Annotated in this window: 21 protein-coding genes; 12 read left to right on the top strand and 9 right to left on the bottom strand. The window is 66.3% G+C overall.

All coding sequences use genetic code 11. From position 1 onward, the window contains the following. Positions 1 to 5: 5 nt before the first annotated feature. Positions 6 to 236: a hypothetical protein gene (locus tag CI41S_RS34210; RefSeq protein WP_244626764.1), complete on the bottom strand. Its 231-nt coding sequence runs from the start codon at positions 234 to 236 to the stop codon at positions 6 to 8. 140 nt (positions 237 to 376) lie between these two features. Between CI41S_RS34210 and CI41S_RS34205 the strand changes: the two genes are divergently transcribed. The 3 genes from CI41S_RS34205 to CI41S_RS34195 all read left to right on the top strand — a co-directional run bounded on the left by CI41S_RS34205 (position 377) and on the right by CI41S_RS34195 (position 2,771). Further along, the gene (locus CI41S_RS34205; RefSeq protein WP_139863415.1) at positions 377 to 787 is read left to right on the top strand and encodes a hypothetical protein; all 411 of its coding nucleotides are present in this window, start codon (positions 377 to 379) and stop codon (positions 785 to 787) included. A 261-nt stretch (positions 788 to 1,048) separates the two neighbouring features. Continuing rightward, positions 1,049 to 1,381, top strand: coding sequence for a hypothetical protein (locus tag CI41S_RS34200; RefSeq protein WP_139863414.1), 333 nt, complete (start codon positions 1,049 to 1,051; stop codon positions 1,379 to 1,381). Positions 1,382 to 1,586: 205 nt separating this feature from the next. Then, positions 1,587 to 2,771 carry a GNAT family N-acetyltransferase gene (locus tag CI41S_RS34195; protein WP_139863413.1) on the top strand — a complete coding sequence of 395 codons (1,185 nt, stop codon included), beginning with the start codon at positions 1,587 to 1,589 and terminating at the stop codon, positions 2,769 to 2,771. Between the two features lie 4 nt (positions 2,772 to 2,775). On the opposite strand, the gene CI41S_RS34190 is transcribed toward CI41S_RS34195, so the two are convergent. From CI41S_RS34190 to CI41S_RS34175, 3 genes are all read right to left on the bottom strand, one after another. After that, on the bottom strand, positions 2,776 to 3,414 hold the full coding sequence (locus CI41S_RS34190; RefSeq protein ID WP_139863412.1) for an NIPSNAP family protein: 639 nt from the start codon (positions 3,412 to 3,414) through the stop codon (positions 2,776 to 2,778). A gap of 251 nt (positions 3,415 to 3,665) precedes the next feature. Then, positions 3,666 to 3,869: a type II toxin-antitoxin system HicB family antitoxin gene (locus CI41S_RS34180; RefSeq protein ID WP_139863411.1), complete on the bottom strand. Its 204-nt coding sequence runs from the start codon at positions 3,867 to 3,869 to the stop codon at positions 3,666 to 3,668. A 51-nt stretch (positions 3,870 to 3,920) separates the two neighbouring features. Further along, a complete protein-coding gene (locus tag CI41S_RS34175) occupies positions 3,921 to 4,586 on the bottom strand; it encodes a DsbA family oxidoreductase (protein ID WP_139863410.1) in 666 nt (221 codons plus the stop codon). A 157-nt stretch (positions 4,587 to 4,743) separates the two neighbouring features. Here CI41S_RS34175 and CI41S_RS34170 point away from each other — a divergent pair, with 157 nt between their 5' ends. After that, complete coding sequence (locus CI41S_RS34170; RefSeq protein WP_139863409.1) at positions 4,744 to 5,541, top strand: thioesterase family protein; 798 nt, start codon at positions 4,744 to 4,746, stop codon at positions 5,539 to 5,541. Here CI41S_RS34170 and CI41S_RS34165 read toward each other — a convergent pair. Next, positions 5,529 to 6,350: a helix-turn-helix domain-containing protein gene (locus CI41S_RS34165; RefSeq protein WP_139863408.1), complete on the bottom strand. Its 822-nt coding sequence runs from the start codon at positions 6,348 to 6,350 to the stop codon at positions 5,529 to 5,531. The genes CI41S_RS34170 and CI41S_RS34165 overlap by 13 nt on opposite strands. Before the next feature lie 47 nt (positions 6,351 to 6,397). Next, entirely contained in the window at positions 6,398 to 7,222 is an 825-nt protein-coding gene (locus CI41S_RS34160) for a helix-turn-helix domain-containing protein (protein ID WP_139484746.1), read from the bottom strand. 355 nt (positions 7,223 to 7,577) lie between these two features. Here CI41S_RS34160 and CI41S_RS34150 point away from each other — a divergent pair, with 355 nt between their 5' ends. From CI41S_RS34150 to CI41S_RS34135, 4 genes are read left to right on the top strand one after another with little or no spacing between them, the layout of a single operon-like run. Beyond that, positions 7,578 to 9,035, top strand: a complete 1,458-nt coding sequence (locus CI41S_RS34150; protein WP_244626762.1) for an SLC13 family permease — start codon at positions 7,578 to 7,580, stop codon at positions 9,033 to 9,035. 31 nt (positions 9,036 to 9,066) lie between these two features. Further along, on the top strand, positions 9,067 to 10,344 hold the full coding sequence (locus tag CI41S_RS34145; protein WP_139863406.1) for a CaiB/BaiF CoA transferase family protein: 1,278 nt from the start codon (positions 9,067 to 9,069) through the stop codon (positions 10,342 to 10,344). A 22-nt stretch (positions 10,345 to 10,366) separates the two neighbouring features. Continuing rightward, complete coding sequence (locus CI41S_RS34140; protein WP_139863405.1) at positions 10,367 to 11,197, top strand: citryl-CoA lyase; 831 nt, start codon at positions 10,367 to 10,369, stop codon at positions 11,195 to 11,197. Further along, complete coding sequence (locus CI41S_RS34135) at positions 11,194 to 12,243, top strand: amidohydrolase family protein (RefSeq protein ID WP_139863404.1); 1,050 nt, start codon at positions 11,194 to 11,196, stop codon at positions 12,241 to 12,243. Before CI41S_RS34140 ends, CI41S_RS34135 begins: the two co-directional genes overlap by 4 nt. Here the strand turns inward: CI41S_RS34135 and CI41S_RS34130 are convergent. Continuing rightward, the gene (locus CI41S_RS34130; RefSeq protein WP_139863403.1) at positions 12,197 to 13,195 is read right to left on the bottom strand and encodes a LysR family transcriptional regulator; all 999 of its coding nucleotides are present in this window, start codon (positions 13,193 to 13,195) and stop codon (positions 12,197 to 12,199) included. The genes CI41S_RS34135 and CI41S_RS34130 overlap by 47 nt on opposite strands. A gap of 131 nt (positions 13,196 to 13,326) precedes the next feature. Here CI41S_RS34130 and CI41S_RS34125 point away from each other — a divergent pair, with 131 nt between their 5' ends. From CI41S_RS34125 to CI41S_RS34115, 3 genes are all read left to right on the top strand, one after another. Next, positions 13,327 to 14,634 (top strand): MFS transporter, encoded by a 1,308-nt coding sequence (locus tag CI41S_RS34125; protein WP_139863402.1) that lies wholly within the window; start codon positions 13,327 to 13,329, stop codon positions 14,632 to 14,634. A 131-nt stretch (positions 14,635 to 14,765) separates the two neighbouring features. Then, a complete protein-coding gene (locus tag CI41S_RS34120; protein ID WP_139863401.1) occupies positions 14,766 to 14,990 on the top strand; it encodes a hypothetical protein in 225 nt (74 codons plus the stop codon). A 26-nt stretch (positions 14,991 to 15,016) separates the two neighbouring features. Further along, positions 15,017 to 15,415, top strand: coding sequence for a hypothetical protein (locus tag CI41S_RS34115; protein ID WP_139863400.1), 399 nt, complete (start codon positions 15,017 to 15,019; stop codon positions 15,413 to 15,415). A gap of 141 nt (positions 15,416 to 15,556) precedes the next feature. On the opposite strand, the gene CI41S_RS34110 is transcribed toward CI41S_RS34115, so the two are convergent. After that, the gene (locus CI41S_RS34110) at positions 15,557 to 16,018 is read right to left on the bottom strand and encodes a group III truncated hemoglobin (RefSeq protein ID WP_139863399.1); all 462 of its coding nucleotides are present in this window, start codon (positions 16,016 to 16,018) and stop codon (positions 15,557 to 15,559) included. An 83-nt stretch (positions 16,019 to 16,101) separates the two neighbouring features. On the opposite strand from CI41S_RS34110, the gene CI41S_RS34105 reads away from it, so the two are divergent. Next, positions 16,102 to 16,533 carry an RrF2 family transcriptional regulator gene (locus CI41S_RS34105; protein WP_139863398.1) on the top strand — a complete coding sequence of 144 codons (432 nt, stop codon included), beginning with the start codon at positions 16,102 to 16,104 and terminating at the stop codon, positions 16,531 to 16,533. Positions 16,534 to 16,598: 65 nt separating this feature from the next. On the opposite strand, the gene CI41S_RS34100 is transcribed toward CI41S_RS34105, so the two are convergent. Continuing rightward, positions 16,599 to 17,294 (bottom strand): SET domain-containing protein, encoded by a 696-nt coding sequence (locus CI41S_RS34100; RefSeq protein ID WP_139863397.1) that lies wholly within the window; start codon positions 17,292 to 17,294, stop codon positions 16,599 to 16,601. Positions 17,295 to 17,408: the final 114 nt, after the last annotated feature.

The following is a 17,408-nucleotide window of genomic DNA, read 5'->3' as shown; positions in this document are numbered from 1 at the left end:
GCCGCTCACTTCGGCTTCTTGGCGGCATCGGCCGGCTTGGTCACGCCCCAGGGATCGTATTTTTCCTTCGGCTCGGGAATCCGGTCGAGCGCGGCCTTATAGGCCTTCTCGTCGACCTTCGGCTTGGTGTCGGCCGCCTTGTCCTGTCCCCCACCCCCGCCGCGGCGCCCCTGGGCCAGCACAGGCGTCGCGATCAGCGCCAGAACCACGGCCGCCACCGTCATGCTGTTCTTCATCTCAGTCCCCTCTCCCCGCCCGGCCGCAGCAACATCCGGCAACACGCCGCTGATGCTAGCGCGTCCCGACATCATTGATCACGCAAATTCAATCCCACCAGGGGGGCGCAATCTGGGCGGCGGCATATTAAATCAATTCCATGGGACAGGGACTTATTTCAACCGCAGCGTTGCTGGCGGGCGCGACGCTTGTGCTGGGCGGCTGCGGGCTGGCCGACAGCCACGCGGTGTGGCCGGAGATCTTGAAGGTCAAGGCGACCGAGCCGGCGCCGCTCGAAGCACCTCCCAACGTCAAGCAACTGGTCGCGGGCAAGCTCGATTCGGTGTTCACCGCCGGCTCGCAGCCGACCCATGTGCGGGTCTCCGCGCCGGTGCACGATCCGCGCAGCACCGGCTGGACCGCCTGCGTCCGCGCCGAGCTGACCTCGGTGATCGGCAAGCCGCTCGGCACCCAGACCTATCGCGTGTTCTTCAACACCACCACGATCTTCGACCGCCGCCTCGCCGGCGAAGATGACAATTGCCTGACGGAAACTTTCGAGCCGGTCTAGCTGCGGCAAGTTTGGAGCACGGCGGATACAACAACGCGGATGCGCAGAGCGCACAACGTGCCATCCGTTTGCAACCGGTCCGCGCTCTCATGCGCTTCAAACGGTCATCCAACGACTGATTTGCAATTGCCGTGGCCGGCATTTGCGCGGCCGTGGCTTCGATACAATTCACGCGCTTCGCACGGAACCCAGGGAACTCTCGGAACCAATGCGCTCGCGCTGATTTGTCCCGCGCGGGCAGCATCGCTACGAGGAGGAAACATGAGGACGATTGCAATCGCAATTCTCGCAGGTGTCGGCGCACTGTCCGTCGGCAGCGCGGCCAAGGCATCCGACATCATCAGCTCGACGGAATATGCCAACCCCGATCTGGTGCAACAGGTTCGCATGATCTGCGACGAGGACGGACGCTGCTATCGCAGCCGCGGCGGCCGCACCATCGTGCGCGAGTCCTACGGCTACCAGCCGCGCGAACGCTACATCGAACGCCGCGTCTATCGCGATCGCGACTGGGATGACGGTCCGCGCGGCGGCGTCGGCATTCGCGCGCCCGGCGTCAGTGTTGGTGTCGGCGTCGGCAACGATCGCTGGTAACGCATCCGGCCACACGACGAGGCCGCCCGCCGCTGCGGCGGCCTCGTGATGCGCGGGAACGCCGCGCCGCCACGTTGAACGCATCGTTAACATTACCGCTCAAATTGCCTGATGGCCCCAACGGCATTCTCCATTTCTTTCCGTTAGCGTGACGGTGACGAACGCAGGCCGGCCGGGAAACGGCCCTGCACGGGGAAACTGTGACGTGGCCGATATTGCTGATCGGGCGATGATCCGCGGAGCATCTGATCGCGATGCCGCGGATGCGCGCGCGCTGCCGCCGCTGGCCGGCGCTCCGGTCGGCCCGTGGCGGGCGCTGGTCGAGCGCGCGATCGAGCCGAACGGCTACTACCAGCCCGATTGGGAATTGGCGGTGGATGCCTCCGCCCGCGGTCGCACCGACGCGTCGGTACTGAGCGCCAGCAATGATGCGGGCCAATTGATCGGCCTGCTGCCGGTCATCCCGATGCGGCGGATCTACAAGATTCCCCTGCCCGCGCTGGTCGGGGCCGAGCCCTATGGCACGCTATGCACGCCGCTGCTCGATCGCGACGCGGCCGAACATGCCATCGCAAAAATGTTCCAGCAGGCCCGCGATGCCGGCGCGCATGCGCTGATCCTGCGCACCATGTCGCTCGAAGGCGCTGCGATGGCGGCGATCCGCGCGGTGCTGGCGCGCGACGGGCTGCGGCCGCGCCTGCTGAGCGCCTATCAGCGCGCCGAGCTCGACGCGACGCGCGATGCCGACGCATTGCTGCGCGATGCGCTCGGCGCCAAGCGGCTGAAGGAGCTGCGGCGGCAGCGCAACCGCCTTGCCGAGCACGGCGTGGTGCGCTTCGACGTCGCGCGCACGCCGCACGAGGTCGCGGCCGCGCTGGAGACCTTCCTTGCGCTGGAAGCCGGCGGCTGGAAGGGCAAGCGCGGCACCGCGCTCGGCCAGCATCCCGGCGACGCCGCCTTCATCCGCCGCGCCACGGTGGCGATGGCAGAGGCCGGCCGCTGCGAGATCATCACGCTTTATGCGGGCGACACGCCGGTCGCCGGCGGCATCGTGCTGCGCCACCAGGACCGCGCCTTCTTTTTCAAGATCGGCATCGACGAGCGCTTCGCAAAATCCTCGCCCGGCGCGCAATTGACGCTGGAGCTGACGCGCCATCTCTGCGCCGATGGCGCGATCGCCTCGGCCGATTCCACGGCAGCGCCCGGCCATCCCATGATCGATCCGATCTGGCGCGGCCGCTTTGCGATCGGCGACGTGCTGCTGCCGCTGCGCCGGCACGATCCGCTGGTGCCTGTGATTCACGCAGCCGTGACGATGCGCGGCCTCGCCTACGAGGCCGCGCGTCGTGCCGTCGGGTTCATCCGCAACCGGCGCGGAAAGTCGGCTTGATCTCTCACTGCAATGGCGAGTGCGGCGCCGGCAGCATAATGGTGGAGTGCATCTCCTCGAGCAGCTGCGTGCCCTTGCCCAGAAATTCCTGCCAGGCCGGATCCTTCATCGCAGCGCCGCGTGCGGCGGCGCGGGCGTTGAGATCGGGATAGGCCCAGATGTGGCAAACCTCGTTCGGCTGCCCGGCGTCGGTGTACCAGAGGCCGACGATTTTCGAATATTTCTCGCGCGTCGGCATCACTCCGGTGAACAGCTCCTGCCATTGTTTGGAGGCGCCAAGCGGCTTGGCGCGGTAGTTGCGGAATTCGTAGACGTTGCCCGAGGTGGCCGGCGCGACCGGCGGGATGATCGCATTGAGCAAGCGAACCTCCTGGCGCACCAGGAACGGACGGATCGCCGGAATGTACTCGCCGGTCCAGCGCGAATTCTTCGCCAGCTCGGCACGCAGCCGGGTCCGTTCGTTGAGATCGGCGTAGCTCCACATGTGCATCACCTGGTTGAGCGGACCGATCTCGGTGATCCAGTAGCCCTCGAGCTTGCCAAAGTTGTCGCCGCGGATGTCGCGCGACAGCGTGCTCGCCGCCTTGACCACCTCGCCGACGGTGCCCGGGCGGGCGGTGTAAGTTCGCAGCTCATAGATCATGGTGGTTCCCCAAGTTTTTTGCTGGAGGTTTCAGAGTATCTGGTGCAGATCACGACGTCCTAGAGATCTTCATCCGGAATTTCGGCAAGCTTCGCCAGATGTCGCAAAAGACCCGTCTTTAGTGGCTTGTTGCCGTGGATCGGGACCAATGCTGCCTGGCTTTCCGTAGATGTGATGAATCCCGCTTACGCGTAGCAATGTCCAACCGTGGCGCTCGATGATCCGGGCAAACTCTCGGCCGGAGCAGGATTTCATGCCGGCAATTCCAGCATCCGTTCTACACCGCCCGGCTCCGGCGCCGCGACCTCGATGGACAAGCAGCCCTCGATCGCCTCCTGCAGGTTCTGCATGAGCTCGTCCATGCTCTCGCCCTGGCTGGCGCAGCCGGGGATCGCGGGGACTTCGGCCCAGAATCCCCCTTCTTCAGCCTCATGCACAACGATCTTGATCTTCATTGATGTCTCCGAAACGGATAGTCGCGCGTGCGTTCGACAATTACAAGCCGGCTACTCCGCCGCCTCGGCGTTAATCTCGGCGGAGACCCCGCGGATAGCGCGAGCAAGCTGCTCGGCCGGCTGGGCGCCGGAGACGGCGTATTTCTGCGCGAACACGAAGGTCGGCACGCCCGAAATGCCCTTGTCGGCGGCTTCCTGGGCCTGCGCCGAAACGAGGGCGACGTCTTCATCAGTGGCGAGGCGCCTGCGCACGTCGTCGGCGTCGAGCCCGACATCTTCAGCCGCCTGCACCAGCACATTGCTGTCGGTGAGATCGCCGCCGTCGCGGAAATACAATTCCATCAGCCGCTGCTTCATCTCGGCGGCCTTGCCCTCGGCCTCGGCCCAGTGGATCAGGCGGTGGCAATCGATGGTGTTGGGCTGGCGCTTGACCAACTCGGGGCGATAGCTGAGCCCCTCCTCATTGGCAGCCGCGACCACGCGGCCCGCGATACCCTTGTAGGCATCGACCGAGCCGAACTTGGCGGTGAGATATTCCTCCCGGCTAATGCCCTCGCGCGGCACCCAATTGTTGAGGAAGAACGGCCGCCAATGCACCTCGACCGGCACGTCAGGCACGAGCTTCAGCGCGTCCTCGATGCGGTGCTTGCCGATATAGCACCAGGGGCAGACGACGTCGGAGACGATGTCGAGGCGAAGCGGTTTCAGCGTGCTCATGAGACGTCCTCCCGGAATGAGGCCTGAAGTTAAGCCCCTCACCGGCCAAGACAAGGCCAGCGGCCGCATGTCACGCATCACATAACCTCGGCGGTTATTGTGGGACGACCGCCGGCTTTCTAGACATCGGCTTGCCCCAAGCCCAATGGAGACGCCGATGGCCGCCATTTTCCAGCCCGAAGGACCGCTGTTTCGCGCCACCGAGCACGCCGGCGGGCCATGGTCGCCGGACATGCTGCAGGGCAGCGCGACCACCGCGCTGATGACGCGCGAGGTCGAGCGGCTAGCTGACACCTCGGGGTTCGCGGTCCGCCGCCTCACCTTCGACCTGTCGCGGCCGGCGGGCCTGCGCGCCTTCGCCCTTGACACCGCCGTGCTGCGAGATGGCCGCAAGGCCAAGACGGTCCAGGTTCGCCTGCTCGACGGCGAGACCGTGATCGGCCGCTGCACCGCGCTGCTGGCGGCGCAAGGCCAGGACACGCCGCTCGATCCGTTCGCGCCTGCGGCAGGTGCGGACAAGGCACCCGAGGCGGGAACGCCGCCGCCGGCCTTTGCGCAGAAATGGAGCCGCTATTTTCAGAACGTCTCGGTGCGGCTGATCGAAGGCGCGTTGGAAAAGCCCGGACCCGCTGCCGCCTGGATGCGGCTCGACGTGCCGCTGGTTGCCGGCGAGGCCAACACGCCGCTGCTGCAGGCGGTGCAGGCCGCGGATTTCTCCAGCGGCGTCGCGCAGATCGTCGACATGCGCGAATGGACCTTCATCAATCCCGAGATCGGCCTCTACTTCTTCCGCCCGCCCGAGGGCGACTGGATCCTGATCCGCTCGCGCACCCGGGTCGGGGCCGGCGGCGCCGGGCTCACCATGGCGACGTTGAGCGATCGTGCCGGCCCGTTCGCCGAGGTGATGCAGGCGATGAGTTTTGAGCGCCGCGCGGCGCAGGCTCAGGCGTCCTGAGCGGCCAGCGCCGACAGCGTCGCCTCGGTGGCGCTGTCGGCCGGCATGAACATCTCGATGCGCAGCTCCTGCAGCGTGACGTCCTGCGGCGTGCCGAGCGTCAGCACGGTGCCGATCAGGCCGATGCCGACATCGCCCTTGCGCAGCCGCACCTCACACAGCGGCCCCGGCGTCTCGCTCTCGATCAATTGCGGCGCGGATACATCAGGCAGCTTCAAGAGCTCGCGCCAGGTCGATTGCAGCGCAAGGTCGAGCGGCGCGGCCATCGCCTCGTGCCGCGCCCGCAGCAGCAGCGCCGCGGCGAGCTGCGGCCAGTTCTCGACGAACGGCCTGAGTTCATCCGGCGCCAGGAACATCCGCATGTGGTTGAGCGGGCGCTGCATCCGCACCGGGCCCAGCAGCATCGTCATCAGCCGCGTCGCCGCGCGGTTCGCCTCGATCACATTCCATTGCCGGTCGGTGACGATGGCGGGGAATGGCTCGTGCCGGCGCAGCAGCAGGTCGATCGCCCGCCGCGCGCCGGCGATGTCGGGCGCCGACAAATCCCGCTCGCCATATTGTCGCGCAAAGCCGCCGGCCTCGAGCAGCGCGTTGCGATCGCGCAAGGATAGGCCGAGCGCAGCAGCGAGCTGCAGCAGGATCTCGCGGCTTGCGACCGCCTTGCCGGTTTCGACGAAACTGAGATGCTTGATGGAGATGCCGGCATCGAAGGCAAGATCGGCCTGACTCATGGCGCGCCGCCCGCGCCAATCGCGCAGGAGGGTGCCGACGGGATGCGGTCGTGTGCCGCGGCTAGGTGCCGTGTCCATGGCCGGATTATGCAGCGATGCCGCCTCCGCTGCAAAGGCTTCGCCGCTCAGCCCATGCTGGCGGCCATCTGCCGCATTCGCTCCGCGGTCAGTTCGTCGGCCGGAAAGAAGGTCTCCAGCGCCAGTTCCTGCAGCGTGATGTCGACCGGCGTGCCGAACACCATCGTGGTCGAAATGAAGCTCAGCACCTCGCCGTTAAGCCGCAGCTTGAACGGAAGCGCGACATTGTTGTCGGGAGTGAGCGGGGCCGATCGGGCCGGGATCGGATAGGATTTCAGGTCCTGGTACAGTTTCAGCAATTCCGGATCGGCGGTGGCCTCGCATTGCCGGTGCAGCCGCTCCAACAGATGCGCGGCCCATTCCGGCAGATTGACGGTGCGCGGCGCCAGGCCCTCCGGATGGAAGGCCAGCCGCAGGATGTTGAAGGGTTGGCCGAGCAGCCGCTCCGGCACGCCCTCCAGCAGCGGTGCCACCATGCGGTTGGCGGAGACCAGATTGTAGTGCCGGTCATAGGCCAGCGCCGGATGCGGCTCGTGCGCTTTCAGCACCAGGTTGATCGCCTCGCGTGCCGATTTCAGCGCGGGATCCTCCAGCGGGCGTTGCGGGAATGCGGGCGCGAAACCCGCGGCGACCAGCAGCACGTTGCGTTCGCGCAGGGGCACGTCTAATCGCTCCGCCAGTTTGAGGACCATATCGCGCGACGGCGCCGAGCGGCCGGTCTCGACGAAGCTCAAATGCCGCGCCGAGATCTCGGCCTCGACCGCGAGGTCGAGCTGGCTGAGATGGCGGCGCTGCCGCCATTCGCGCAGATGCGCGCCGATATGGACGGGTTTTGCGGGCTCGGCCCGCGCCGTGGATGCATGTGCGTTCATGCTGCAAAACCTACCACGCGAATTTCGCCCGTTCCATTACGCCTGAGGTAATCGAATTGGTGCGCGCGGCCGGTCCGTGGCTGATCCATCTGGCCACCTGGCTGGTCGCACGTTCGCTGAACATGCCCCAGCCGCTCGTGCACGACACCGTGTGTTCGTGTTCGCGCAGGTCTACGTGGTGGAGATGCGGATCGGCAGGGCGCTGTGTCCGCTCCGCACATTCCCGCGGGTTATCGTCTCCTGAAAACTTGCAATTGGACGCAAGGTCGGCGGCCAAGCTACGCCCACCGCGAAGCACGGCTGCAAAACCGTGATGGCCCGATCCATCGCCGCATGCTTCGACAGGGAGAAACACGTGTCAACTCACGCCCATGCGGAGGCCGCCGCGCATGCGCCCCGATCGCTGGAGGCGACGCTGAAGGCGATCGGCCTTCCCCTCGCCGTCGTCGTCGCCGCCGCCATCTGGCTCAGCCCGACCCCGGAGACGCTGTCCCTGCAGGGACACAAGGCGCTGGCGCTGTTTGGCGGCATTTTCGTGCTCTACCTGACCGAGGCGATCCCGCTCGCGATCGCCAGCCTGATGGTGGTGCCGCTCGCGGTGCTGACCGGAACGGCTCCGCTCCGGACCGCGCTCGACGGCTTCTCCGCCTCGCCCGTCTATCTCATCGTCGGCGCCTTCATCCTCGCGACCGCCATGGTGAAGACCCGGCTGGCCGAGCGCATCACCTACATCATCCTGGCGCGCTTCGGCAGCGCGCCGACGCGGATCACGCTCGGCGTGACGCTGGTCAATATCGCCCTTGCCTTCCTGGTTCCGTCGTCGACCGCGCGTACGGCAATCCTGCTGCCGGAATGCCTCAGCATCCTGACGATCTTCGGAGCCGGCGCCCGCTCGCCATTCGCGATCAACCTGCTGCTCACGCTGACGATGACCAACGCGACCATCGGCGCCGGCGTGCTGACGGCGACGGTGCCGAACCCCGTGACGGTCGAGTTCGTCGCCAAGACCAGCGGCCATACCATCACCTATGCCGAATGGCTGCTCTACGGATTCCCGCCGGCGCTGGCGATGACCATGTTCACCTGGTGGATCATCCAGCGCGTGTTCCCGCCGGAATTCGCGGCCGGCCATGAGCAGGCTACCGCGCGGATCGCGCAAAATCTCGCGGCGATGGGCCCGACGTCTTCCGCCGAATGGCGCGCCCTGAGCGTGTTCGTCCTGGTCACCTGCCTGTGGGCGACGCAGGGCCTCACCGGACTCGACACGACGGTGGTTTGCCTGACGGGAGCGTGCCTGCTGTTCCTGCCGCGCTTCGGCGTGATGGACTGGAGCGATGCCAACAAGGGCGTCTCCTGGCAGGTGCTGCTGATCGCCGGCGGCGGCGTTTCGCTCGGCGACATCCTGCTGAAGACCGGCGCCGCCAACTGGATGGCGAATTCGATCTTCCACGCCCTTGGCCTCGCCGGGGCCTCGGCGCTGGTCGTCATCGTGGTCGTGATGTTCATCGTGCAGTTCATGCACGTGATGTTCGTCGGCACGACCGCGATGGCGACCGCGCTGCTGCCGATCATCCTGGCGATGGCGACGACCGCGGGCGTCAACCCGGTCGCGCTGGCGCTGCCGGCCGGAATGATCATCGGCGGCTACCCGCTGCTGATGTTCTACAACACGCTGCCGAACATCCTCGTCTATGGCACCGGCCGGCTCCGCGTCGAGGATTTCCCCAAGGTCGGCGTGATCGTCTGCATCGTCGCCTGTCTGCTCTATGCCCTGTGTGCCGCGACCTGGTGGCACTGGCTCGGCCTGGTCTGATCTCACGCACACGTCATCCGGAGAACACCACATGACATTGCCCCTCGCCGGCATTCGCATCCTCGACCTGTCCAACGTGCTGGCCGGTCCCTTCTGCGGCTATCAGCTCGCGCGGCTCGGCGCCGAGGTCATCAAGATCGAGAATCCCAAGGGCGGCGACCTCGCGCGCCGGCTCGGCGCCGATCCGGCGATGGCGAAGAACCTCATGGGCCTGTCGTTCGTCGCGGTGAACGCGGACAAGCAATCCGTCGCGATCGACTTCAAGGCCGACGAAGGCAAGGAGATCTTCCTGCGCCTCGTCGAGACCGCCGACGTGGTGCTGGAGAATTTCCGCCCGAAAGTCATGGAACGGCTGGGGCTCGGCTACGAGGTGCTGGCCAAGCGCAATCCGCGCATCGTCTATTGCGCGATCTCGGGCTTCGGACAGGACGGCCCCTGGGCGGGCCGGCCCGCTTACGACCAGATCGTTCAGGGCCTTTCTGGCGTCATGAGCGTCACGGGCGATGCCGAAAGCGCGCCGCTGCGGACCGGCTTTCCGATCGCCGACACGATCGCGGGCCTCACCGCATCGTTTGCGATCGCGGCCGCCCTCGTCGAGCAGCGGCAGACCGGGCGCGGCCGGCAGATCGACGTCTCGTTGCTCGAATCGACCCTGGCCGCGATGGGCTGGGTCGTTTCCAACCACCTCAACGGCAATGTCGATCCGCAGCCGATCGGCAACGAGAATTTCACGGCGGCTCCATCCGGCACGTTCGCGACGGGCTGCGGACCGCTCAACATCGCGGCCAACGAACAGAAGCAGTTCGAAGCGCTTTGCGACATCGTCGGACGGCCGGAGCTGAAGACCGATCCGCTGTTTCGAGAGCGGCAGTCGCGCAAGGATTACCGCGTCGCGCTGAAGCGCGAGCTCGAGGCCGCCCTCGCCGCCAAATCCGCCGCCGAATGGGAGACGCTGTTCAACGCCAAGGGCGTTCCGGCGGGATGCGTTCTGAGCGTGCCGCAGGTGCTGAACGAGGCGCAGATCACCGGCCGCAAATTCGTCGAAAGCCTGAACGCGACGGTGACGGGGGGCCAGACGATGCGCGTCACCCGCCCGGGCTTCCGGCTCGAGAGCGATTATCCGGAGCCCCTGCCGCCACCCAGCCTCGGCCAGCACACCGAGAAATGGCTCCGACGACTCGGCTTCGCCGAAGGCGAGATCGAGGCCCTCGGCGCGCGCGGCGTCGTCGCCTTCGACAACCGGCCGACGGTGAAGGAGACCGTCAAGATGCCGGACCTGAAGGCGCGGGCCGAGACCTCAAGCACCTGACGGACAATCGAGGACGGATGCCATGACCGATCAAGCCACAGAGCTGTTGCACAAGGCCACCCAATGGTGGTCCACCGACATCATCGACATGAAGCCGGGCGTGATCCGCTTCCGCGGCTTCCCGATCGAGCAACTGATCGGCGTTGTGTCGTTCCCGCAAATGATATGGCTGATGCTGAAGGGCGATCTGCCAAGCGCCGAGCAGGGCGCGCTGCTGGAGGCCGCGCTGGTCGCGGCCGTCGACCACGGTCCGCAGGCGCCGTCGATCGCGATCGGACGGATGGCCGTGACCTGCGGCCTTCCCCTCAATGGCGCGATGGCTTCGGCCATCAACGTGCTCGACGACATTCACGGCGGCGCCGGCGAGCAATGCATGGAGCTGTACGCCGACATCGCGCGCGGTCAGGATGCGGGCATCGCGCTGAAGACCGCCGTCGAGCAGGGCCTCGACGCTTTCATCGCCGCGCACGGCAAGATCGTGCCGGGGTTCGGGCACCGCTTTCACCCGATCGATCCCCGCTCGCCCCGGCTGCTCGCGCTCGTCGACGCGGCGCGCAACAACGGCGTGGTCTCCGGTCGCTTCGCCGAGATCGGCCGCGGCATCGAACAGGTGATGGAAGAGCGCAAGGGCCGCAAGATCCCGATGAACATCGACGGCGCCACCGCCGTGATCTATTCGGAGCTGGGCTTTGCGCCGGCGCTGGGACGCGGCCTATTCATTCTCTCGCGCTCGGTCGGCATCCTGGCCCATGCGTGGGAGCAATCGCAGCAGGGCGGCCGGATCAAGGGCCCGATGCCGCCGGGCATCCCCTATCGCTACAGCGGCCCCGCGCCGCGGGATTTCGCCAAGTGACGTCCCAAGCCGCGAGCGCTGGCAACTATCTCGCCGTGCGGCCGGACTGGCTGGCGCGCGGCGTCGAAGCGGCACTCGATCCCGAGCTGCCGATCATCGATGCCCATCATCATCTCTGGGACCGGCCGAACTGGCGATACCTGTTCGACGAGTATCGCGCCGATATCGACGCCAGCGGCCATCACGTCACCGCGAGCGTCTTCATGCAGTGCCAAGCGATGTACCGCTCCGACGGGCCGGCCGCGATGCGCGTCGTCGGCGAGACCGAGTTCGTCAATGGTGTCGGGGCGATGAGCGCGAGCGGCCATTACGGCCCGCGGCGCCTCTGCGCCGGGATCGTCGGTCATGCCGATCTGCGTCTCGGCGACGCGGTGGCGCCGGTGCTAGAGGCCCACATCGCCGCCGCGCCCGGCCGCTTCCGCGGCATCCGGCACATCACCGTGTGGGATGCCGACCGAAGCTTGATGAATCCGCTGAGCGCCGGCCCGCCCGGCCTGCTCGGCGACGGCGCGTTTCGCGCCGGCTTTGCGCGGCTGGCGCCATTGGGACTCGTGTTCGACGCCTGGCTGTTCCACCCGCAAATCGGCGAGCTGACCGAACTCGCCCGCGCATTCCCGCAGACGACGATCGTGCTCGATCATCTCGGCGGAATCGTTGGGATCGGCGCCTACCGGGATCGGCGCGACGACATCTTCGCGGAATGGTCGCGCGCGATCCGCGCTCTCGCGCGGTGCGAGAATGTCTGCATCAAGCTCGGCGGTCTCGGCATGCGCATCAACGGATTCGGCTTCGAGACGCGGGACGTCCCGCCGCCATCGGCAGTCCTCGCCGCGGCCTGGCGTCCCTACATCGAGCTTTGCATCGAGGCCTTCGGCACGCAGCGCTGCATGTTCGAGAGCAATTTTCCGGTCGACAAGGGGTCCTATGGCTACGGCTCGGTGTGGAACGCGTTCAAGCGCCTGACGCGCCACGCCAGCACCAGCGACCGCATGAACCTGTTCAGTGGGACTGCCGCGCGCGTTTATGCGCTCGCTCTGCCCGGTTGACCACGATGGAGGGCATGGCTGCCGCGCCATCCGTCATGCCCGGCAGCGCGACCTGTTCGAAGAAATCGCGCCCCCTGGCTTTGAGCAGGCCAACGACCCGCTGCGCGGCGGGCGACAAATAGCCGTCGCGGCGGGTGACGAAGCCGAGCGGCCGCCGCATCGTGGTGGTGTCGATCATCAGCCGGTCGAGCTGGCTGCCCAATCGAAGCGGATGCAGGTTGCGCGTCGACGTGAAGCTGAGCAGCGCCGTATCGGCAATCAGCTTCGGCAACGTCGTGATCGAATTGGTCTCGATCTGGACATTGGGCGGCGGCAGGCCGTGCGCCTCGAAGACATTGTCGAGCCACTGGCGCATCGCGACGGTGCGGGCCGGCAGCACCCATTTCGAAGCGACCAGATCCTCGATGGCGAGCCGCCGGCCGCAAAGCGGATGGTCCTTGGCCGCGACCACGACGACGTCGTCGATGCCGAAGACCTCGTGAGTGAACTCCTGCTCGTCGGACGGCAGGATCGGGCCGATCGCAAGGTCGAGGGTCCGCTCGCGAAGCGCCGCCCTGACGACGCCGCTCATTCCGATCTGCACCTCGATCGCAAGGCCGGGCGCGTCGGCGATGATGGCGCGGCAGATCTGGGGCAGCAGGTACTCGCCCATCGTCGCGCCGCAGCCGATGCCGACCCGGCCGGCGGTGCCGGCGGCAAAATCGGTGACCTCGCGCAGCGATTCCTCCATCGCCTCGCGCATGCGCCGCGCGCGCGCCAACAGCACCTCGCCGACACGCGTGAGAGCGATCCCGCGCCCCGTCCGTTCGAACAGATCCGCCCCCACCGCTTCCTCGAGACGCTGGATGCATTTGGTCAGGGCGGGCTGGGTGCGGCCAAGCTTGTCGGCGGCCCGGCCCATATGCCCCAGATCGGCAATCACCTCGAAATAAGTGAGGTCGCGAAGGTCCACTTCTTCCTCCCGGTTATCGGTTCTTGAACATTAGCGATTGGACCGTTGTCCATCCGGTCTGGCATGTCTGAACCTAACACAGCCGGAACCCGTCGCGGAAACCGGCCAAAAAGCAAGGGGAGGATCGGCGTATGACCGAGATCACGGCCAACGGATCGTTGACGGAAGGCAGCCCGGATGCCGGGCTCGTCGCACGCGCCATTTCCAAGAATACCTGGCGCCTGGTCCCGCTTCTCGGCCTCGCCTATCTCTTCAACTACCTCGACCGCACCAGCGTCGGCTTTGCTGCGCTGCAAATGAACAAGGACATTGGCCTCAGCGCCACGCAATTCGGCTGGGGCGCCGGCATCCTGTTCTTCAGCTACTGCCTGCTGGAGGTTCCCAGCAACATGATGATGTACCGGTTCGGCGCGCGGCGCTGGCTGGCCCGCATCATGATCACCTGGGGGGTCGCCGCCGCGGCGACCGCATTCGCGACGGGACCGTACAGCTTCTACCTGATCCGTTTCCTCCTCGGTGTTTTCGAGGCCGGATTCTTCCCCGGCGTGATCTGGTACATCTCGATCTGGTTTCCCGAAAGGCACCGCACCAGCGTGCTGGCCCTGTTCATGGCCGCGACGCCGCTCTCCTCGCTGCTCGGCGGTCCGATCTCGGCCGCCCTGCTCGGGATGGACGGCTTCTGGGGACTCGCTGGCTGGCAATGGATGTTTCTGATCGAAGGCCTTCCGGCCTGCGTGCTCGGGGTTCTCTGTCTCGTCCTGCTCGCTGACACCCCGGAGCAGGCCCGGTGGCTCACGCCACCGGAGCGCCATGCGCTGCTGTCCGCGCTTGCCGGCGACAAGCATGACAAGCCCAAGAAGGACCTGTGGGCCGCCATGAAGGACACCCGGGTGCTGATGCTCACCGCGATCACCTTCGCCTTCACGATCGGCTCCTACGGCATCGGCATCTGGCTGCCTCTGATTCTCAAGGGCCATGGGCTCTCCAACATGGAAGTCGGGTGGCTTTCGGCCGTTCCGTACCTGTTCGCGACAATCGGCATGCTGCTATGGGCGCGCCTGGTCGATCGGAACGGGCAGAAGATCTACAACCTCATGGCCGCGCTGATCCTCGGCGCGCTGGGCCTTGCGCTCTCCGTCGCGTTCACCTCGCTGGTTCCGGCGCTGGCCTGCCTGACGCTGGCGCTGGTGGGCACGATCTCGGCGCGAACGGTGTTCTATACGATCCCGCAAAGCTTCCTGACCGGAGCCGCGGCCGCCGGAGGCATCGCGTTCATCAACTCCGTCGGCGCATTCGGCGGCTTCGTCGGCCCCTACATGGTCGGCTTCCTCAAGGACGCGACAGGCTCCTTCAACGCCGGCATGATCGGCATGACCGTGATCCTCGTCATCGCGACAGGAATTGCCGCCGCGCTTAAACTGGTTGTCGGAAAGAATTGAACCGTAGCGGGCGGCACGGAACGGTCACAGAGTGGCGCGCTGTTGCAACCGGGCCTGCTCGGGGCGCTTTTTCTTACGCCTGAGGTAATCGAATTGGTGCGCGCGGCCGGTCATCTTCAGCGGCACAGGAGATGACCATGCTGATGCTGACCCTCGTCCGAAGCTTCGCCGTCCTGATCCCGTGGCTGACCCATCTGGCCACCTGGCTGGTCGCACGTTCGCTGAACATGCCCCAGCCGCTCGTGCACGCGACCAGCGTGTTCGTGTTCGCGCAGGTCTACGCGGTGGAGATGCGGGTCGGCCGGGCACTGTGTCCGCTCCGCCTGCAGCGCCTGCTGCAGTCCTGGTTCCGCTGACAACCCATCCCCTAGGAGACCCTGCCATGATCCACTCATCCCAGCTGCTGCGCCGCGCTTTCATTGCCGACGCTGTCTTCAGCGGCGTGTCCGCTGCTGCCATGGTGCTCGACGCCGGCCCGCTGGCATCGTTCCTCAACCTGCCGGAGGCGCTGTTGCGCGAGACCGGCCTGTTCCTGGTTGCCTACGCCGCGCTGGTCGGCTGGCTCGGCGCGCGCGCCGCGGTGCCGAAGCCGCTGGTGCTGCTCGTGATCGTGGGCAACGCGGCCTGGACGCTTGCCAGCATCGCACTGCTGTTCTCGGGCGCGGTGTCGCCGAATCTGCTCGGCATCATCGTGATCATGGCGCAGGCGATCGCCACCGGCGTGTTGGCCGAGCTGCAATATGCCGGCATGCGCCGGAGCGAGGGTGTGGTGACGGCGTAACGCTCTCACAACGTCATTGCGAGCGAAGCGAAGCAATCCATTCCTCGACTCGGGGAGAGATGGATTGCTTCGTCGCGGAGCCTGTCATCGGGCGCGCGTTCGCGCGACCCGTTGGCTCCTCGCAATGACGGGGATAGAGCATTACCCTGTCGCCCCGCTCGCGTTCCTCCGAAACCTCTCGCCCACGCCCAGCATCACGCCCTGCCCGGTGGCGACGCCCATTTCGAGGCTTGAGGCGATGCGGCGGGCGCGCTCGACGAAATGCGTGGCAGCTACCGGCGAGCACAGCTCTTGCGCGGTCGCCTCGAACAGCGCGAGCCAGCGGTCGAAATGAGCGGCGTCGATCGGCAGCTTCATATGCTTGACCATCGGCGTGCCGTGATAGCGCCCGGTCATCAGCGCGACCGACGACCAGAACGCGCACATTTGCGCCAGATGCGGCGCCCAATCGCTGATCCTGGCCTCGAACACCGGCGCGAGGATCGGGTCGCTGCGGACTTTTGCGTAGAAGCCGTGCACCAGGCGCTCGATGACATCCTCGGTGATGCCGGTCCGCTCGATGATGCCGGCCGTGATCTGCTCGCGGCGCTCTGCCTCCGCCATCGTGGTCTCCATAAATAGGTATTTCAAATACCTATTTAGCACGCTATAGCAGATCCGCCAAGTTCGAATTGCGAGGGGCTACCATGCGCCTGACGTCGTTCACCGATTTTGCCCTGCGCGCGCTGATGCGGCTGGCCGGCGAGCCGGACCGATCGTTTGCCACCAGCGAGATCGCGGCCGAGTTCGGCATTTCCCGCAATCACCTCGCCAAGGTGGTGCGCGACCTCGCCGATGCCGGCTTCATCACGACCCAGCGCGGTGTCGGCGGCGGTTTCGCGCTGGCGCGGCGGCCCGAGGCGATCACGCTGGGCGCGGTGGTGCGCGCGCTGGAAGGCGACAGCGCGCTGGTCGAATGCTTCAGGAGCGATGGCGGCGACTGCGTGCTGTTGCCGCGCTGCCGGCTCAAGGCAAGGCTCGCGGCGGCGCGCGAGGCGTTCATGCGCGAGCTCGACGGAACGACGCTCGCCGAATGTGCCTACCTGCCGCGGCCCGCGCGCCCGGCGCGAGCGTTGTGACTGGGGTCGATCCGTGGAATTCGGCTGCGCAAGGCGCCACGCCCGCCCGACGAGATCGGGCTTGATTAGGCGTGCAGCGTCCGCGCCGACGCCCGCTTCGAAGCCTTGCCTGATGCCTTGGTCAGGCTGTAGCCGTTGAGGTGCTTGCCGTTCAGCATCTTGCCATTGGCCTTGACGCCGTTGGTCTTGACGCCATTGGTTTTGGCACCGTTGCTCTTCGCCTTTGCCCGTGCCTTGGCGCGCTCCTTGGCCCGTTCCTTGGCGAGCTTCTCGGCCTTCCGCTGCGCCTTGCGCTCGGCCTTCTCCTTCAGCCGCTGCCGCTCTGCCCGCGCCTCGGCGCGCTGCTTCTTGCGCTTCCGCTCGCAGGAATCGCACTTGCAGCCGATCGGCTTCAGATAGGCTTTGAAATAATCGGTGCCGTAGTCGTAGTTGATCTCGTCGCCCGGCTCGATGTTCTTGATGGCGCGGATGAACACCTTGCGCTTGCGCGGGCGAACGTCGGACTCCGCGTTCGGCCGGCACGAATGGTTGATGTAGCGGGCGATGTTCTCGCGGATCGAGCCGTCGATGGTCCAGCGGTTGGTGAGCTCGAACAGATACTTGTTCTCGATCTCGTCCTCATCCTTCTTTTTCGAGTCCAGGATCGGGCCGAAATAGCGGATGATCTTGTCACCCTTCTTGATCGGCTTGGTGGCGAAGAGGCCGAGGCCGGTGCGGGAACGGCCGACGCGATAGGGCTTGTTGGATGATATCGTGGGCATGATGATCGAGGCTACGGCACGCGGAAGCGCACGCGACAAAGTTGCGAAGCCGCCCTTCTAGGACGATTCCGCGCGCCTGTCAGGTGTTTCCGGCATGTCAGTTGAACCTTCCCC

This window comes from Bradyrhizobium ivorense, from assembly GCF_900696085.1.
Lineage (GTDB): Bacteria > Pseudomonadota > Alphaproteobacteria > Rhizobiales > Xanthobacteraceae > Bradyrhizobium > Bradyrhizobium ivorense.
This window is presented reverse-complemented; position numbering and strand designations above follow the sequence as displayed.

Excerpts from the sequence above, each read along its gene's own strand:
- CI41S_RS34110 (WP_139863399.1), bottom strand. The coding sequence starts at position 16,018 with ATGGCGGAGGCAGAGCGCCGCGAGCAGATCACGGCCGGCATCATCGAG.
- CI41S_RS34140 (WP_139863405.1), top strand. The coding sequence starts at position 10,367 with ATGACCGATCAAGCCACAGAGCTGTTGCACAAGGCCACCCAATGGTGG.
- CI41S_RS34210 (WP_244626764.1), bottom strand. The coding sequence starts at position 236 with ATGAAGAACAGCATGACGGTGGCGGCCGTGGTTCTGGCGCTGATCGCG.
- CI41S_RS34160 (WP_139484746.1), bottom strand. The coding sequence starts at position 7,222 with ATGAACGCACATGCATCCACGGCGCGGGCCGAGCCCGCAAAACCCGTC.
- CI41S_RS34100 (WP_139863397.1), bottom strand. The coding sequence starts at position 17,294 with ATGCCCACGATATCATCCAACAAGCCCTATCGCGTCGGCCGTTCCCGC.
- CI41S_RS34125 (WP_139863402.1), top strand. The coding sequence starts at position 13,327 with ATGACCGAGATCACGGCCAACGGATCGTTGACGGAAGGCAGCCCGGAT.
- CI41S_RS34205 (WP_139863415.1), top strand. The coding sequence starts at position 377 with ATGGGACAGGGACTTATTTCAACCGCAGCGTTGCTGGCGGGCGCGACG.
- CI41S_RS34120 (WP_139863401.1), top strand. The coding sequence starts at position 14,766 with ATGACCATGCTGATGCTGACCCTCGTCCGAAGCTTCGCCGTCCTGATC.
- CI41S_RS34145 (WP_139863406.1), top strand. The coding sequence starts at position 9,067 with ATGACATTGCCCCTCGCCGGCATTCGCATCCTCGACCTGTCCAACGTG.
- CI41S_RS34105 (WP_139863398.1), top strand. The coding sequence starts at position 16,102 with ATGCGCCTGACGTCGTTCACCGATTTTGCCCTGCGCGCGCTGATGCGG.
- CI41S_RS34175 (WP_139863410.1), bottom strand. The coding sequence starts at position 4,586 with ATGAGCACGCTGAAACCGCTTCGCCTCGACATCGTCTCCGACGTCGTC.
- CI41S_RS34190 (WP_139863412.1), bottom strand. The coding sequence starts at position 3,414 with ATGATCTATGAGCTGCGAACTTACACCGCCCGCCCGGGCACCGTCGGC.
- CI41S_RS34180 (WP_139863411.1), bottom strand. The coding sequence starts at position 3,869 with ATGAAGATCAAGATCGTTGTGCATGAGGCTGAAGAAGGGGGATTCTGG.
- CI41S_RS34200 (WP_139863414.1), top strand. The coding sequence starts at position 1,049 with ATGAGGACGATTGCAATCGCAATTCTCGCAGGTGTCGGCGCACTGTCC.
- CI41S_RS34170 (WP_139863409.1), top strand. The coding sequence starts at position 4,744 with ATGGCCGCCATTTTCCAGCCCGAAGGACCGCTGTTTCGCGCCACCGAG.
- CI41S_RS34165 (WP_139863408.1), bottom strand. The coding sequence starts at position 6,350 with ATGGACACGGCACCTAGCCGCGGCACACGACCGCATCCCGTCGGCACC.
- CI41S_RS34115 (WP_139863400.1), top strand. The coding sequence starts at position 15,017 with ATGATCCACTCATCCCAGCTGCTGCGCCGCGCTTTCATTGCCGACGCT.